Here is a 15,664-nt window from a genome sequence, read left to right as displayed (position 1 = left end):
CTTTACACCAGACGCAAGGCGGTCAGCTCGGTAATTTTCGCCTCTCCCGCCAGGCCGATACGCCCCTGTGCCACCAACTGGTGCACCGCACCGATGTCAGGCGCCAGGCTGCGGTCGTGCATCATGGCCGGCGATACTGAACGCACCAGTTGCAGCACGCCTTCCAGTGCAGCGGCGCTTTTCAGCGGCCGCAGAAATTCAATCCCCTGCGCCGCCGTCAGCAACTCAATGGCCACGATGTACTCCGTGTTGCGCAGCATGGGCTGAAGCCGGCGGGCCGCAAAGGTCGCCATGCTCACGTGGTCTTCCTGGTTGGCCGAGGTGGGCAGGCTGTCCACACTCGCTGGATGGGCCAGCGATTTGTTTTCTGACGCCAGCGCGGCGGCGGTCACGTGCACGATCATGAAACCCGAATTCAACCCGGGCTCGGGCGTGAGAAAGGCCGGCAGGCGAGACGCCACCGTATCGACCAGCATGGCAATGCGCCGCTCGGTGATGGCGCCGATTTCCGCGATGACCACGGCCAGCGCATCGGCAGCCAGCGCCACCGGTTCCGCATGAAAATTGCCGCCGGATAAAAGCTCCCCCCCGACGTGGCCTGCGGCCATCTCTCCCTCAAGGGGGCGGCTCCTGTGGCCCGGCAAAGCCGGTTCCCCGGCCCCTGCTTGCAATGCAACTTCCCGGGTGGATGCGAACACCAGCGGGTTGTCGGTGACGGCATTGGCTTCACGCATCAGCACCTGCGAGGCATAGCGCATCTGATCCAGGCAGGCGCCCATGACCTGAGGCTGGCAGCGCAGGCAGTACGGGTCCTGCACGCGGTCGTCGCCCTCCAGGTGGGAGCGGCGGATCTCGCTGCCGACCATCAGCGCGCGGTAGGCGGCGGCACAGTCGATCTGTCCGGGCTGGCCGCGCACGGCGTGAATGCGGGGATCAAACGGCCCGTCGCTACCGCGTGCGGCGTCGAGCGTGACAGCCCCGGAAATCACGGCGGCTTCGAACAGGCGCTCGGTCGCCAGCAGGGCATCCAGCGCCAGCGCGGTGGAGACCTGCGTGCCATTGATCAGGGCCAGCCCTTCCTTGGCCGACAACTGTATCGGCGCCAGCGAGGCATGTTGCAGCGCGTTTGCGGCGGGCAGGCGCTCGCCGCGATAAAACACCTCGCCTTCGCCAATCAGCGGCAGGCACAAATGCGCCAGCGGCGCAAGGTCGCCGGAGGCGCCGACCGATCCCTGGCAGGGAATCACCGGCGTCAAGCCGTGGTTGTACAAGGCCAGCAGCAGGTCGATGACACATTCACGCACGCCCGAAAAGCCGCGCGCCAGGCTGGCAGCCTTGAGCAGCAGCACCAGCCGCACCACCCGCTCCGGCATGGGTTCGCCCACACCGACGGCATGCGAACGCAACAGGTTGAGCTGCAGGGTATTCAGGTCGACCTGGGCGATGCGCTGGTTGGCCAGCTTGCCGAAACCGGTGTTCACACCATAGACGGCGGCGCCGCCCTGCGCGGCCTGCCGGACGAGCTGGGCGCTGGCACGAATGCCGGCGGTGGCTGACGGATCTATCGTCAGCGGCTCGCTGCCTGCGTGGATCTGGCGCAGTTGCGCCAAGGTTAAAAAGCCTGGCTGGATGTTCATGGGTGACTCGTTGGCAAGCAGTGACAGCGGCAGTGACAGCTGGAAGTGTAGGTATTACCTCATTCGGGTTTGATGTTCTTTTGCCGGATCACTTCGGCCCAGCGCACGGTGTCGGCCTGAATGGTGGCGGCGAGTTCCGACGGTTTGCCGGCGCCAGGCGTCATGCCCAGCGCGGCCAGCTTGTCTTTCAGTTCGGGACGGGCGAGGAGGCGCGCGGTTTCCGTGTTGAGCCGGTCAATCACCGGGCGTGGCGTGCCGGCGGGCACCATCAGCGCATACCAGGACACCGCCTCGAAGCGGGCCAGGCCCTGCTCGGCAAGGGTCGGGACTTCAGGCATGACCGGCGAGCGCTTGAGGCTGGCCACTCCCAGCGCGCGCAGCTTGCCGCTCTGGATGTGGGGCAGCACCGAGGACATCTGCGCGAACATCATCGACACCTGGCCGCCGAGCAGGTCGTTGAGAGCTGGCCCGATGCCCTTGTAAGGCACGTGGAGCAGCTGCACGTTACTCTGCAGCGCGAGCAACTCGCCCGCCAGGTGCGCCTGGCTGCCGGCACCGGGCGAGGCGAAGGAGAGCGCATCCGGCTTCTGTGCGGCCAGGGCCAGCAGTTCCCGGAGCGAGCGTGCCGGCACCGCCGCATTCACCACCAGCACGTTGTCCACCGTGGCCAGCATGGCAACCGGCGCGAGATCCGAGGCCTTGTAGGGCAGGTTGGGAAACAGCGTGGGATTGACCGCGATATTGCCCAGGGGCACGATCGCCAGCGTGTGGCCGTCAGGCGGGGCCTTGGCCGCCTGCTCGACGCCAATGTTGCCGGCCGCGCCTACCTTGTTGTCGACCACGGCCGGCTGGCCGAGGGCTTCGGACAGGCCCTGGGCCAGTACGCGGCCCAGCACGTCGGTCGGTCCGCCGGGTGGAAAGGGCACGATCACATGCAGCGGCCGGGACGGATAGGTTTGCGCCAGCGCGCCGAAGGGCGTCGCCGTCACCAGCAGGCTGGCCAGCAGACTGAACAGTGCCGGCAGAAAGAAGGGAAAGCGAAAGTGAAAGTCAAAGTGGAAGCGGCGCATCAGAGTTCCTCGAAAGGGATGGCGGCCGCAGCGGCCATGGCCGCGAGGGGCTGGTAATCGGCGGGGTCGGGCACCGCAAAGCCCGCCAGCAGCAAGCCCTGCATGAGCGGCGCCAGTTCCGGTGCGGTGGCCGTTGCCAGCAGGGCCGCACGCAGCCGCGCGAGTTCGCCTGCGGTCAGGGCCGCGGTGGCGACCAGCGGGGGAATCGGCAGGGCCGGGGTGCTCGCCACCGTGCGCACCTGGGCGGCAAAGTCCGGCTCCCGCTGCCGCAGCAGATCGTGGTAGTAGCTGTCCAGCGGGCCCACGTCGATGCGGCCTTCGGCCAGCGCCTCGATCACGCCGCGGGCGTGAATCAGCTCGCCCACCGCCTGGCGGTAAAGCCGCGGCCGTGCGGCCGAGCGGTAGCGCTCCAGGTAGTGGCGCGGGGCCACGCCGCCCGACATCGAATCGGCCAGCGTGTAGCCCACCACGCCGCCGAAGGTGTCTTCGAGCGTCCGGTAAGGCGCGCCGGTGCGCACCACGATGTCGGTGAAATACACCGGCTGGCCGCCGTAACGGGCCGGTGACGGCAGCGGTGCCGCGACCAGCGTGGGCCGGACTGCGCGTTGCGCAAAGGGTAGGCCGCACATCATCGCCAGGCCCAGGTCATCGCGGGCCCACAGCGCCGACAGGGGCGCCGGCGCGTCGTAGTCGATCACGTCCCACGGCAGGCCGGCGCGGGCCAGCACCCAGTCCAGCAACTGCTTCCAGTCGGCCTTGACCGATGGGGTCGCCGAGTACATGCGGGCGTTGGCCACCGGCAGGGAGGCGACGGGTGATGTGCTGATGGCGTTCATGGCGGCGTGGAGATTGACGGTATGTTGGGATGCCGGTGTTGTAGGTGTTTTGGGATTCAGCGAAAGCGCAGCTGTTGCCCGAGGTTCATGCGCTTGGCCTTTTCCAGCATGAACGCGCCGAGGGCGATGTCCGACAGCGACAGGCCGCGGTGCCAGAAGAGATTGGTCTCCTCATCGCTCTGGCGGCCGGGTTTGAGGCCCGCGACGATTTGCCCCAGTTCGGCATGCAGCGTCTTTTCCGACAGCTTGCCGCTGTCCACGTGGGCGCGCAGGGCGCCAAAAGGCCCGGCCTTGGCCTGGCCCCAGTCGTCCATCACCATCTTGTCCATGATGTCGGTGAGCGACAGCTCCACCGCGCTCATGGTGCCGTAGGGAATCACGCAGGCGCCCTTCTTGATCCATTCGGTCTTGAGCATCGGTTCGGGTTTTTCCAGTCGCGAAGCCTCCACCACGATGTCGGCCCCGCGCACGCAGGACTCCCAGTCTTGCGTCACCGTGATTTTCTTGCCCAGGTCTTTTTCAAGCCGCGCGGCAAAGGCATTGCGGCTGTCGGGCCGGCGCGAGTGAACGCGGATTTCGTCAAAGTGGTAGATCGAGTCGAGCAGGCGGACATTCCAGTACGACGTGCCGCGCGCGCCGATGTGGCCCAGCACTTTAGAGTCCTTGCGCGCCAGGTGTTTTGCACCCAGCGCGGTGATGGCGCCGGTGCGCATGTCGGTGATGTCGGAGGCGTCGATGATGGCGATCGGCGAGCCGTTTTTCGGGTTGAACAGGTTGAGCACCGCCAGCTCCGACGGCAGGCCGATTTCATAGTTGCGGTAAAAGTCGCCCACCACTTTCACGCCGGCCAGGCCCAGCGGGCGGATGTAGCCGCGCAGCACATTGAAGTGGCCCGGGTAATCCTTTTCCGGCACCAGGTGCATGCGCGGCTCGATGGTGGTTTGCTGCAGGCCTTGCGCATGCAGCGCCTGCTCCACGGCGCCGATGATTTCGGCATCGGTCAGGGCCAGTGCCTGCACGTCAGGGTGGTTCAGGTAGGTCAGGTAGATTTCGACCGTATCGTCAACGTTATTGTCGGACATGCTTCAGGCTCCCATCATGGGCAGGTTCAGGTGGTTGTCTCGGGCGCTCTGGCGGGCGATCTCGTAGCCCGCATCCGCATGGCGCATGACGCCGGTGGCGGGGTCATTGAACAGCACGCGCTCGATGCGTTCGGCCGTCTCAAGGGTACCGTCACACACAATGACCACGCCCGCGTGCTGCGAGTAACCCATGCCCACGCCGCCGCCGTGGTGCAGGCTGACCCAGGTGGCGCCGCTGGCCGTGTTGAGCAGGGCATTGAGCAGCGGCCAGTCGCTCACGGCATCGCTGCCGTCCTGCATGGCCTCGGTTTCGCGATTCGGCGAGGCGACGGAACCGCTGTCGAGGTGGTCGCGGCCGATGACGATGGGCGCCTTCAGCTCGCCGCTTTGCACCATCTCGTTGAAGGCCAGGCCCGCCCGGTGGCGCTCGCCCAGGCCAATCCAGCAAATCCGCGCCGGCAGGCCCTGGAAGCTGATGCGCTCTTCGGCCATGTCAAGCCAGCGGTGCAGGGGCTTGTTGTCGGGGAACAGTTCTTTCATCTTCGCGTCGGTCTTGCGGATGTCTTCCGGATCGCCCGACAGCGCCACCCAGCGGAAGGGCCCGACGCCGCGGCAAAACAGCGGCCGGATATAGGCGGGCACAAAGCCGGGGTAGTCAAAGGCATTGGCCACGCCGAAGTCCTTGGCGACCTGGCGCAGGTTGTTGCCGTAGTCCACGGTGGGAATGCCCATCTCATGGAAAGCCAGCATGGCCTTGACGTGCACCGCGCAGGATTGCCCTGCGGCCTGCGTCAGCGCGGCATGCTGCGCCGGGTCCTTTTGCGCGGCCTGCCAGCGGGCCACCGTCCAGCCCGCCGGCAGGTAGCCATTGATGATGTCGTGGGCCGAGGTCTGGTCGGTCACGATGTCGGGGCGGATGCCGCCGGCCTGCGCGCGCCTGACCAGTTCCGGCACGATCTCGGCCGCATTGCCGCACAGCGCAATGGAGACAGCCTCCCGGCGCGACGTGTGGTGCCGGATCAGCTCCAGCGCTTCGTCGAGGCTGGCGGCCTGCTTGTCCACATAGCGCGTCCTCAAGCGAAAATCGATGCGCGACTGCTGGCATTCGATGTTGAGGGAGCAGGCGCCGGCAAAGGTGGCCGCCAGCGGCTGCGCGCCACCCATGCCCCCCAGCCCCGCCGTCAGAACCCAGCGGCCCGCCAGGTCGCCATTGAAGTGCTGGCGGCCCGCTTCCACAAAGGTCTCATACGTGCCCTGCACGATGCCCTGCGTGCCGATGTAGATCCAGCTGCCGGCCGTCATCTGGCCGTACATCATGAGGCCGGCGCGGTCGAGTTCATTGAAGTGTTCCCAGGTGGCCCATCTGGGCACCAGGTTGGAATTGGCGATGAGGACGCGCGGCGCGCCCGCATGGGTGCGGAACACGCCGACCGGCTTGCCGGACTGCACCAGCAGTGTCTCGTCTGCCTTGAGCTTGCGCAGCGAGTCCAGGATGGCGTCAAACGCCGGCCAGTTGCGCGCCGCCTTGCCAATGCCGCCGTACACCACCAGCTCGTCGGGGTTTTCCGCGACTTCCGGGTCCAGATTGTTCTGGATCATGCGGTAAGCCGCTTCGATCTGCCAGTTGGCGCAGGTGAGGGCGCTCCCGCGAGGAGCGCGGACCGGGCGGGCCTGGCTGCCCTGGAAAGGGGTTTTGGAAAGATCCGGTATGAGATCCGACATGAGACAGGCTCCATGTAACAAAAAGAAAAACTTTGGCGCAGCTTCGGGCCCGGGCTTCAGGCTTTGGTTGGTTAAATCGTAGTTGTCTATACAACTTGTGTCAACTGGAGTAATCTACGGCCTGCGGCAGCGCTTTTCGAGGGCGCCAATTGTTTTTTCTTACTCCGGCTAAAAATGGCAACCACTCCATTGCCCGCTTATGGGCAGGTCAAGGCATTCATCAAAACGCGCATCAGTGCCGGCACCTGGAGGCCCGGTGATCCGGTGCCCAGCGAGGCCGTGCTGATGGCGCAATTTGGCGTCAGCCGCATGACGGTCAACCGTGCGCTGCGCGAGCTCATGGGCGAGGGCCTGGTCACGCGAATCCAGGGCTCGGGAACCTTTGTGGCCGAGCTGCACCGCATTTCTTCAACGCTGACCATTCGTGATATTCATGAGGAAGTCATTGAGCGGGGCCACACCCATAGCTCGCGGGTGTTGCGGGCGGAGTCCGAAAAAGCCAGCGCCGACGTGGCGCGCACCCTGGGCCTGCGCTCGGGCGGGCGTGTGTTCCACACCATATTGATTCATCTGGAAAACGGTGTACCCATCCAGTACGAAGACCGCTATGTCAACCCGGCGGCGGCACCCAACTACCTGAAGACCGACTTCACGCAGACGACGCCCACCTATCACCTGCTGGAAGAAGCGCCGCTCACCGAAGCCAGCTATTCAATTGAAGCCTGCCTGCCGACAGCACTGGAGGCCAGGCACCTCGACATCAAGCCAGGCGAAGCCTGCCTGGCGATGATGCGCCGCACCGTGAGCGGCGCCCACATTGCCAGCGTGGCACGGCTGGTGTACCCCGGTTCGCGCTACAGCTTTGCCGGAAAGTTCCAGGCATGAGACCGCCGCCGCGAAGTCGAACTGTATTTGAGGAAGCAGTGAGAGGAAGCAGTGAAATGCGCGGGACGAGTGACCTTGTCAATATCAATGATCAATGGAGTCAGTGAGATGAATGGAGTGAATCAGATGAATGAAGTCAGCGGGGCAAGCGAGGCGAATCCAGTGGGGCAGGGGGATCAGAGCCCGGCCTGTACCTTGCGGCGCGGCACGGTTCCCCTGCTGGTGAGCATGCCGCATATCGGCACGGCCATTCCACCGGAGCTGCAGGCGGCCTACATGCCCGAGGCACTGAAAGTGGAAGACACCGACTGGCACCTGCAGACGCTTTACAGCTTCCTGCCGGAGATGGGCGCCAGCGTGTTGACGCCGCACTATTCGCGCTATGTGATTGACCTGAATCGCCCGCCGGATGACGCCCCGATGTACCCCGGCGCATCCAACACCGAACTCTGCCCCACCCGGTTCTTCTCGGGTGCGCCGCTCTACCAGCCCGGTTGCGAGCCCACCCCCGATGAGCGCGCAAGGCGGCGCGAGGCCTATTGGCAGCCCTACCATGCGGCCCTGGCCGCCGAGCTGGCCCGCCTCAAGGCCCGGCACGGCTATGCGTTGCTGTGGGACGCCCACAGCATCCGTTCGCAGATTCCCTGGCTGTTTGAAGGCACGCTGCCCGACCTCAACATCGGGACGGCCGACGGCGCCAGCGCCCATGAAGCCATCACCGCATCGGTCGCACAGGCCTGTGCTGCGCTTTCCGGCATCACGACAGCCGTCAACGGCCGCTTCAAGGGTGGCTACATCACGCGGCACTATGGCCAGCCGTCCAGCGATGTGCACGCCGTGCAGCTGGAGATGTGCCAGAGCCTGTACATGCAAGAAGTGCCGCCCTTCGCCTACGACGAGGCGCTGGCTTCCCGCATCCAGCCTCTGTTGAAAAATATGCTCTCCAGCGCGCTTTCTGCCTGCCGAAGCGGCCATCAAAAGTGAAGCGAATTTTTGCCGGCACAAGCCTGGTTACAGGTCGGCAGGCCCGGCCCGGAGCAACCGGGCAGATGCCGTGACGCCGGGGCGCGGCGGTCCGCGGCGCTGCGCCCTCATCATTGGGGGGTTCTGCTCCCACTTTCGGGAAGGGGATTGACGATTGTCAACAGGCGCCGGTGCTGGGCGCGTTATCGTGGGGGGACCGGAACTTCTCGATGGAGTGCTTCCATGAAATCCTCCCTGATGCAATTGCTGGTTCACTTTGACGCCTCGCGACGCGCGGCGCCGCGCCTGGAGTTCGCACGCCAGCTCGCGCGGCGGCACGGTGCCGCGGTGGCCGCGCTCTATTCGGTCACACCCAGTTTCGCGATGCCGCCGTTTGCGCCCACGCTCGGCCCCGGTACCGCCGTCAGCTTGCGCGAGGTTGACGACGAGCGGCTGGCCAGGGCGCGCACCGCCTTCGATCGCGCGCTGGCCTCGACCGGCGTACCGGTCTCCTGGGGCGAGCTGACCGACTATCCCGTGGCCGGTGCCTTCGCGCAGCAGGCGTTTTATGCCGACCTGCTGGTACTGGGCCAGCACGACCCTTCGGATATCGAGTCCTCGGACGTGCCATCCGATTTCGCGGAAACCGTGATGGCGATCAGTGGCAGGCCGGCCCTGATCCTGCCCTATGCCGTGGTGCCGCCGACTGTCGGCGAGGCGGTGGTGATCGCCTGGAAGCCGACGCGGGAGGCGGCGCATGCTGTCACCGCGGCCATGCCCCTGCTGCAGAGTGCGCAACGTGTTCATGTGGTCAGCTGGTCGGCCGATGAGCCCGTCGTCGGTGGCGTTGCGCTGGACCTGGCCGGCTATCTGAAGCGCCATGGCGTTGAGGCAACCTGGCACCGCCAGGGCGACGAACCCGACCGGCTGGGCGAACTGCTGTTGTCACGCGCCTTCGACCTCACAGCTGACCTGCTGGTGATGGGCTGTTACGGCCATAGCCGCGCGCGCGAGTGGCTGGTGGGAGGCACCTCGCGGGAAGTTTTGCAGTCCATGACCCTGCCGGTGCTGATGGCGCACTGACCACCGGCCCGGTTCGCCGTCGGGTCACAGGGCGCCGGTGCCGACCCTCTGCCAGCCCCAGACCCGGGCAAGCCTGCCTGCCGCTCGAACACGCTCGGACAATTCCTAGGCGGCCTCGGTGCAGTGGACGTCGCTGTTCCGGATTTTTCCGACGGGTGAATTCAGCCGCGGCCGATGGCGCATCGGCCCAGGCACGAGCACACTGACTCAATGGCTGATGTCCCCTCCTCCGTCAAGGTTTTTCTGGCCGACGATTCGGCCCTGATCCGCGGTCGTGTCGCCACGATGCTCGGCGTCAGTGACATGACCATTGTCGGTGAGGCCGAGACGCCGCAGGCATCGATTGACGGCATTCTGGCCACGGCGCCGGATGTGGTGGTGCTGGACGTTCAGCTGGAGGGCGGCTCGGGCCTGCAGGTGTTGCGCGCCGTGCGCCAGGCGGCACCCGACATCGCTTTCATTGTCTTCAGCAACAACGCGGCCCCGGCCTACCGCATGCGCTATCTGCGGGAGGGCGCCGCCCGCTTCCTCGACAAAAGCACCGAATTCGATCAACTTGTGCGGGCTGTTGCGAATGCATCGCGCCACCTTGCGCATTGACAACCGTCTCACCGGAGGGAAATCATGTCAACCGCCATACCCGCACCCGTACCCGCACCCGCAAGCACGCAAGAAGCACCTGCCGGCGCCCTGCGGATCATTCCAATTCGCCAGGCCATGGGGGATGTGCAGGCCCCGCCTTTGAGGACACCCCGTTCCAGCTGCCACCTGTGCGATCTGTCCCTGCCCTGCGGCATGACGGATGGCGACGCGGAGCGCCTGGACAGCCTGATGTTCGGGCGCCGCAAGGTCAAGGCCGGCCAGACGCTCTTTGACGAGGGCGACCATTTCCAGTTCATCTATGCGGTGCGCAGCGGCACCTTCAAGTCCAGCCTGATGCTGGCCGATGGCCGCGAGCAGATCAGTGGCTTTCACATGGCCGGAGAGCTGATTGGCCTGGACGGCGTGGCCTACGGCAAGCACGCCAGCAGCGCTATCGCCCTGGAGGATACCGAGGTCTGCGTCATTCCCTATGAGCAACTGACCCGGCTGGCCATCGGTAACCCCGCCATGCAAAACATGGTCAGCCGCCTGATGAGCCTTGAAATCATCCGGGAGCACAGCCTGATGCTGCTGCTCGGCAGCATGAACGCCGAGGAGCGGCTGGCGGCGTTTCTGCTGAACCTGTCGCAGCGCCTGAAAGCCCGCGGCTACTCGGCCAGCGAATTTCACCTGCGGATGACGCGCGCCGAAATCGGCAGCTACCTGGGCATGAAGCTGGAAACCGTCAGCCGGACTTTCTCGGCGTTCCAGCAGCAGGGCCTGCTTGAAGTTGACAAGCGCCACATCCGCATCAAAGACCAGGACGGCCTGAAGCGCGTGTTCGAGATGCACGTGCACTGAAGGCGGCATCGGTATGAAATACAAGGACTATTACGCCGCGCTGGGTGTGCCGCGGGACGCCGATGCCGAACAGATCAAGAAGGCCTACCGTAAATTGGCGCGCCAGCACCACCCGGATGTCTCCACGGCGCCCGGCACCGAAGCCCGGTTCAAGGAGGTGGCCGAGGCGTACGCGACGCTGAAGGATGCCGAGAAGCGCGCTGCGTACGACGAGCTCGGTCGCCGCCCGGCCGGTGAAGAGTTTGCGCCGCCACCGCAATGGAGCCATGAATACGCCTCGGACGGACAGTCGTTCGAGGACATCGACCTGGCCGACCTGCTGGCTGCGCTGGGCCGCGGGCATCGCGGCTCGCGGCGTGGGCCGGTGCCCCTGCATGGGCGCGACTACGAGACGGTTGTGCGCATTGGCCTGGAAGAGGCGCACCGGGGAACCCGGCTCAACCTGGATCTGGCGCACGATGAGGGCGGTGGGCGCACTCTGGAGGTAACCATTCCGCCCGGGGTGAGTGAGGGCCAGAAGCTGCGCTTGCGTGGCAAGGGCGGTAAAGGCCGTGATGGCGGTGCCGACGGCGATATTTATTTGCACATCACACTGGCGCCCCATCCGGTGTTCCGCGCCGACCACCACGACTTGTACTTCGATCTGGCGCTTGCGCCGTGGGAGGCGGCGCTGGGCGCCGATGTGGAAGTGCCCACGCTGGACGGGCCGGTGATGCTCACGGTGCCGCCGGGCACGCGCTCGGGGCGCAAGCTGCGCCTGCGCGGGCGGGGCCTCACCAACGGCCGCAGCGGGCGCGGCCACCTGTATGCCGTCATCCATGTTGACGTACCCGCCACCCTGACCGCGCGGGAGCATGAGTTGTTCCAGGAGTTGGCCCGTAGCTCGCACTTCAACCCACGACGCCGTGGACAAGGAGAAGCAACATGAAAACACAGTCGCTTGAATACACCTGGCTGGACGCCCGCGAAACCGTGACGATCTCCGACTTGTCCCGGGCCTGCGGTCTGAGTGCGGCTGAACTGGACGAACTGGTGGAGTACGGCGCACTGCGGCCGCTGGAGCAGCACCGGGTGGAGCGTCTCTTCAGCGCCGAATACGTCATGCCGCTGCGTAGCGTCGGCAGGCTGCGTATGGACTTCGACCTGGACCTGTTCACCGTGGCGCTGCTCTTCGGTTACCTCAATCGCATCGAGGCACTGGAGCGCCAGGTGCGGTCGCTGCAGGCCCAGTTGCCCGGGCACGAACGGTACGCCGGCGAGGGCGCAGACACCTGAAATTGAGCGCCGGGCCGGCCTGCCGGCCTGTCGCCACCCAGGGGCTGATGCCTGTTCACCTTGACTTTCACGATTGGAGTTAACCATGTCACCCCTTCGTCAAACCGTACTGGGCATCGCCCTGGCTGCAGTCTGCGTCGGCTCCAGGGCCCACACCGCTGCGGAACACGCGCACCATCACCCGGACATTGCGGTGGCCGACCAGCCGTCTGCGGCGCAGGCAGGTCCCGCAGCCGGGCCGGCCGGTGCCGATCGCATGGCCGCCATGGACCGCCAGATGAAAGCCATGCGCGAGATGCACGAAAAAATGGCCAGCGCGAAAACGCCGGAAGAGCGCGACGCGCTGATGGCCGGGCATATGAAGACCATGCAGGAGGGCATGGCGACGATGGACATGATGGGCGGCCCAGGCATGGGCTCCATGGGTGGCATGCCGGGCGGGAAACCCATGGCGGGCACCATGAACGAGCGCCAGCAGATGATGGAAAAGCGTATGGACATGATGCAGTCCATGATGCAGATGATGATGGATCGCCTGCCTGCGCCGGCCGCCAAATGAAGGCGTGGCCACCATGAGCCAGGCTCCTCTGCCACCCCTTCGCGCAGGCATTGCATTGGCCATCACGAGCTTCTGGAATTCGCGCTATACCATCGGCCTGCTTCCGAACGCCAGGAGCCGCGTAAGACACCCTACGAGGTGTTGCGCCGTCGCCTGGCGAACGGCGACATCAGCGCCGAGGAATACGAAAAACAATCCTGGATCAGGATACCTGGCAGGCGATGTGATGAATTTCGGGCATTGACATGAATCCTCACCCGCAATCCTTGCGTTCGCCGGAACCCATGCGTCCTGAAACGGCAGGGAGCAGGCAAGCTGTTGTGCCGCATGCGCATGGGGCGGGGTCCGCCGGGGTAACACCCCTGAAAGACCCGGTTTGCGGCATGCCCGTCACTGCGCACTCCACCCATTGGCACGAGCATGATGGACGGCTCTATTACTTCTGCAGCGCACACTGCAAGAACAAATTCAGTGCGGACCCGGCTCGATTCGTCGCCCCGGAGCCAGCGCCTGAACAGGAGGCGCCGGCCCCCGCCGGCACGATTTACACCTGCCCGATGCACCCGGAGATACGTCAGGACCATCCCGGCAACTGTCCCAAGTGCGGCATGACGCTCGAACCCCTGTTGCCCGAACTCGAAGAGGGCGAGAACGCGGAGCTCGTCGATTTCCAGCGACGCTTCTGGTGGACGCTGCCGCTGACCGCGGTCGTGACGCTGATGGCGATGTTCGGCCACAGGCTGAACTGGTTTGACATGGCTACGCAAAGCCGGGTCGAGCTCGTCCTGTCTCTGCCCATCGTGCTGTGGGCCGGCTGGCCGTTCTTTCAGCGTGGCTGGCAATCGGTGGTGAATCGCAGCCCCAACATGTGGACGCTGATCGGCCTGGGCACCGGTGCCGCCTTCGTCTACAGCGTGGTCGCGACCGTCGCACCCCAGGTGTTTCCGGCCTCGTTTATGTCCATGGGGCGGGTCGCCGTGTACTTTGAAGCGGCTGCCGTGATCATCTCGCTGACGCTGCTGGGCCAGGTGCTGGAGCTCAAGGCCCGCTCGCAAACCTCGGCCGCGATCAGGTCCCTGCTCGGCCTGGCACCCAAGACTGCCCGGCGCATCCGGGCCGACGGCAGCGAGGAGGATGTGCCGCTGAATCACGTCCATGTCGGCGACCTGCTGCGCATTCGGCCCGGCGAGAAAGTGCCGGTCGATGGCGTGGTGGTCGAAGGCGGCAGTTCGGTGGACGAGTCCATGCTCACCGGCGAGCCGCTGCCGGTCACCAAGCGCGTGGGTGACAAGGTCATAGGCGCAACGCTCAACACCAGTGGCGCCATGGTGATGCGGTCCGAGCGGGTGGGCGCGGCCACCATGCTGGCGCAAATCGTCCAGATGGTCGCGCAGGCCCAGCGTTCCAAAGCCCCGATGCAGCGCATGGCCGACGTGGTCGCGGGCTATTTCGTGGTCTCCGTGGTGCTGGTTGCACTGCTGACGTTCTTCGGCTGGGGGCTGTTCGGGCCCGAGCCGCGTTGGGTCTACGGCCTGATCAACGCGGTCGCGGTGTTGATCATCGCCTGTCCATGCGCCCTGGGTTTGGCCACGCCGATGTCCATCATGGTGGCCACGGGTCTTGGCGCGACGCGGGGCGTGCTGTTCCGCGATGCGGCGGCCATCGAGAACCTGCGCAAGATCGACACGCTCATCATCGACAAGACCGGCACCCTGACCGAGGGACGCCCGCGGTTCGACCGCGCAATCCCTGCCCCCGGAATGGATGCTGAAGAAGTGCTGCGCCTCGCGGCGAGCCTGGACCAGGGCAGCGAGCACCCGCTGGCCGACGCCATCGTGGCTGCGGCCCGCGAGCGTGGCCTGGCGCTGGACAAGGTGGATAACTTTGAATCCGGCTCCGGAATCGGCGTGCGCGGGCAGGTGGCAGGGCGTCAAATGGCGCTCGGCAATACCACCCTGATGCAGCAAATGGGCATTCCGGTCGATAGCCTGGTATGGCAGGCCGAAGCGCTGCGGGCGGAAGGCGCCAGTGTGATGCACCTTGCCGCCGATGGACGCCTGATCGGCTTGCTGGCTGTTTCCGATCCGATCAAGTCCAGCACGCCCGAGGCTTTGGTGACATTGAAAGCGGCCGGCCTGCGTATCGTGATGGCGACCGGCGACGGCCTGACCACGGCCAAATCTGTCGGCGCGCGCCTGGGCATTGACGAGGTGCATGGAGAGGTCAAGCCGGCCGATAAATTACGGCTGGTGGAGCGCCTGCAGAAGGAAGGCCGCGTGGTGGCGATGGCCGGGGACGGTATCAACGATGCGCCCGCGCTGGCCCAGGCGGATGTTGGCGTGGCCATGGGCACCGGCACTGACGTGGCGATGAACAGCGCACAGGTCACGCTGGTCAAGGGTGATTTGCGCGGGATCGCCATCGCGCGTTCGCTGTCGGAAGCCACGGTGGGCAACATGAAGCAGAACCTGATGTTTGCCTTCCTGTACAACGCGGCGGGCATTCCCATCGCGGCCGGTGTGCTGTACCCGCTGACCGGCTGGCTGCTGTCGCCGATGATCGCCGCGCTGGCTATGAGCTTCAGCTCGGTGTCGGTGATCGGCAACGCCCTGCGCCTGCGACGGAGCCGGCTGTGAGTCCACGCTTTCAGTTCCATCGGGAGGCGACGGCCGGTATCCCGGCCAGCCCCCAGGACCTGTTTGCCTTTCTGGATGATCACCGGCGGCTGGCCGCGCACATGGAAAAGCCGTCGCTGATGATGGCCGGCTCCGCGATGAAAATCGCGACCGACAGCCAGCAGGGCCAGGCTGTCGGCTCATGGATACGCCTGGAAGGACGGGTCCTGGGCATTGCCCTAAGTGGAATGGCACTTACTTTGGCAGGTTGGCCTTCGGCGACGTGCGTAAGTGCTTGAAAGCAAAGGGAGATGGCTGACCAAAGGGTCGATAGGATGGTTGTTTACGAAGCACCCAAACCATCTTCCCAAAGGCCAGCCACCATGGATCGTAATGCCCAAAGCGTCTTGCATCAACGTTGCAGCAGCATTGGACGCCGGGCGAGATCGACCCAGGCGGTGGAATTCTTCAACGTTCTGACGAGTCCGGAGTTG

Annotated in this window: 15 protein-coding genes; 10 read left to right on the top strand and 5 right to left on the bottom strand. The window is 65.4% G+C overall.

What is annotated here, in order from left to right; all coding sequences use genetic code 11:
- Positions 1–2: 2 nt before the first annotated feature.
- The 5 genes from hutH to hutU are packed head-to-tail and all read right to left on the bottom strand — an operon-like array spanning position 3 to position 6,347.
- Complete coding sequence (gene hutH / locus AC1DS5_RS23205) at positions 3–1,637, bottom strand: histidine ammonia-lyase (protein ID WP_477720614.1); 1,635 nt, start codon at positions 1,635–1,637, stop codon at positions 3–5.
- A 59-nt stretch (positions 1,638–1,696) separates the two neighbouring features.
- A complete protein-coding gene (locus tag AC1DS5_RS23200) occupies positions 1,697–2,707 on the bottom strand; it encodes a Bug family tripartite tricarboxylate transporter substrate binding protein (RefSeq protein ID WP_477720613.1) in 1,011 nt (336 codons plus the stop codon).
- Positions 2,707–3,543 carry a phosphate/phosphite/phosphonate ABC transporter substrate-binding protein gene (locus AC1DS5_RS23195; RefSeq protein WP_477720612.1) on the bottom strand — a complete coding sequence of 279 codons (837 nt, stop codon included), beginning with the start codon at positions 3,541–3,543 and terminating at the stop codon, positions 2,707–2,709. Before AC1DS5_RS23195 ends, AC1DS5_RS23200 begins: the two co-directional genes overlap by 1 nt.
- Positions 3,544–3,599: 56 nt before the next feature.
- Positions 3,600–4,625 carry an ornithine cyclodeaminase family protein gene (locus tag AC1DS5_RS23190; protein ID WP_477720611.1) on the bottom strand — a complete coding sequence of 342 codons (1,026 nt, stop codon included), beginning with the start codon at positions 4,623–4,625 and terminating at the stop codon, positions 3,600–3,602.
- Between the two features lie 3 nt (positions 4,626–4,628).
- On the bottom strand, positions 4,629–6,347 hold the full coding sequence (gene hutU / locus AC1DS5_RS23185; RefSeq protein ID WP_477720610.1) for a urocanate hydratase: 1,719 nt from the start codon (positions 6,345–6,347) through the stop codon (positions 4,629–4,631).
- A 174-nt stretch (positions 6,348–6,521) separates the two neighbouring features.
- Here hutU and hutC point away from each other — a divergent pair, with 174 nt between their 5' ends.
- The 10 genes from hutC (at position 6,522) to AC1DS5_RS23135 (ending at position 15,469) form a co-directional block, all read left to right on the top strand.
- A complete protein-coding gene (gene hutC, locus AC1DS5_RS23180; protein WP_477720609.1) occupies positions 6,522–7,232 on the top strand; it encodes a histidine utilization repressor in 711 nt (236 codons plus the stop codon).
- Positions 7,233–7,358: 126 nt separating this feature from the next.
- Positions 7,359–8,216 carry an N-formylglutamate deformylase gene (gene hutG, locus AC1DS5_RS23175; protein ID WP_477720608.1) on the top strand — a complete coding sequence of 286 codons (858 nt, stop codon included), beginning with the start codon at positions 7,359–7,361 and terminating at the stop codon, positions 8,214–8,216.
- Between the two features lie 222 nt (positions 8,217–8,438).
- Positions 8,439–9,278, top strand: a complete 840-nt coding sequence (locus AC1DS5_RS23170; RefSeq protein ID WP_477720607.1) for a universal stress protein — start codon at positions 8,439–8,441, stop codon at positions 9,276–9,278.
- A 210-nt stretch (positions 9,279–9,488) separates the two neighbouring features.
- A complete protein-coding gene (locus AC1DS5_RS23165) occupies positions 9,489–9,878 on the top strand; it encodes a response regulator (protein ID WP_477720606.1) in 390 nt (129 codons plus the stop codon).
- 24 nt (positions 9,879–9,902) lie between these two features.
- Positions 9,903–10,721: a helix-turn-helix domain-containing protein gene (locus AC1DS5_RS23160; RefSeq protein WP_477720605.1), complete on the top strand. Its 819-nt coding sequence runs from the start codon at positions 9,903–9,905 to the stop codon at positions 10,719–10,721.
- A gap of 13 nt (positions 10,722–10,734) precedes the next feature.
- The gene (locus tag AC1DS5_RS23155) at positions 10,735–11,649 is read left to right on the top strand and encodes a DnaJ C-terminal domain-containing protein (RefSeq protein WP_477720604.1); all 915 of its coding nucleotides are present in this window, start codon (positions 10,735–10,737) and stop codon (positions 11,647–11,649) included.
- Positions 11,646–11,996 carry a chaperone modulator CbpM gene (locus tag AC1DS5_RS23150; RefSeq protein WP_477720603.1) on the top strand — a complete coding sequence of 117 codons (351 nt, stop codon included), beginning with the start codon at positions 11,646–11,648 and terminating at the stop codon, positions 11,994–11,996. The genes AC1DS5_RS23155 and AC1DS5_RS23150 overlap by 4 nt, the downstream gene beginning before the upstream one ends.
- An 85-nt stretch (positions 11,997–12,081) precedes the next feature.
- Positions 12,082–12,555, top strand: a complete 474-nt coding sequence (locus AC1DS5_RS23145; RefSeq protein ID WP_477720602.1) for a hypothetical protein — start codon at positions 12,082–12,084, stop codon at positions 12,553–12,555.
- 245 nt (positions 12,556–12,800) lie between these two features.
- Positions 12,801–15,191, top strand: a complete 2,391-nt coding sequence (locus AC1DS5_RS23140; RefSeq protein WP_477720601.1) for a heavy metal translocating P-type ATPase — start codon at positions 12,801–12,803, stop codon at positions 15,189–15,191.
- Complete coding sequence (locus AC1DS5_RS23135; protein ID WP_477720600.1) at positions 15,188–15,469, top strand: hypothetical protein; 282 nt, start codon at positions 15,188–15,190, stop codon at positions 15,467–15,469. The genes AC1DS5_RS23140 and AC1DS5_RS23135 overlap by 4 nt, the downstream gene beginning before the upstream one ends.
- Positions 15,470–15,664 lie beyond the last annotated feature (195 nt).

Source organism: Polaromonas sp. P4_H1 (assembly GCF_056400945.1).
Note: the sequence above shows the minus strand (reverse complement) of the source record. Positions and strands in the feature narration are given on the sequence as shown.

Coding starts and splice junctions, on each gene's coding strand:
- AC1DS5_RS23140 (WP_477720601.1), top strand. CDS start 12,801: ATGAATCCTCACCCGCAATCCTTGCGTTCGCCGGAACCCATGCGTCCT.
- AC1DS5_RS23150 (WP_477720603.1), top strand. CDS start 11,646: ATGAAAACACAGTCGCTTGAATACACCTGGCTGGACGCCCGCGAAACC.
- hutG (WP_477720608.1), top strand. CDS start 7,359: ATGAATGAAGTCAGCGGGGCAAGCGAGGCGAATCCAGTGGGGCAGGGG.
- AC1DS5_RS23200 (WP_477720613.1), bottom strand. CDS start 2,707: ATGCGCCGCTTCCACTTTGACTTTCACTTTCGCTTTCCCTTCTTTCTG.
- AC1DS5_RS23165 (WP_477720606.1), top strand. CDS start 9,489: ATGGCTGATGTCCCCTCCTCCGTCAAGGTTTTTCTGGCCGACGATTCG.
- hutH (WP_477720614.1), bottom strand. CDS start 1,637: ATGAACATCCAGCCAGGCTTTTTAACCTTGGCGCAACTGCGCCAGATC.
- AC1DS5_RS23155 (WP_477720604.1), top strand. CDS start 10,735: ATGAAATACAAGGACTATTACGCCGCGCTGGGTGTGCCGCGGGACGCC.
- AC1DS5_RS23190 (WP_477720611.1), bottom strand. CDS start 4,625: ATGTCCGACAATAACGTTGACGATACGGTCGAAATCTACCTGACCTAC.
- AC1DS5_RS23195 (WP_477720612.1), bottom strand. CDS start 3,543: ATGAACGCCATCAGCACATCACCCGTCGCCTCCCTGCCGGTGGCCAAC.
- hutC (WP_477720609.1), top strand. CDS start 6,522: ATGGCAACCACTCCATTGCCCGCTTATGGGCAGGTCAAGGCATTCATC.
- AC1DS5_RS23160 (WP_477720605.1), top strand. CDS start 9,903: ATGTCAACCGCCATACCCGCACCCGTACCCGCACCCGCAAGCACGCAA.
- hutU (WP_477720610.1), bottom strand. CDS start 6,347: ATGTCGGATCTCATACCGGATCTTTCCAAAACCCCTTTCCAGGGCAGC.
- AC1DS5_RS23170 (WP_477720607.1), top strand. CDS start 8,439: ATGAAATCCTCCCTGATGCAATTGCTGGTTCACTTTGACGCCTCGCGA.
- AC1DS5_RS23145 (WP_477720602.1), top strand. CDS start 12,082: ATGTCACCCCTTCGTCAAACCGTACTGGGCATCGCCCTGGCTGCAGTC.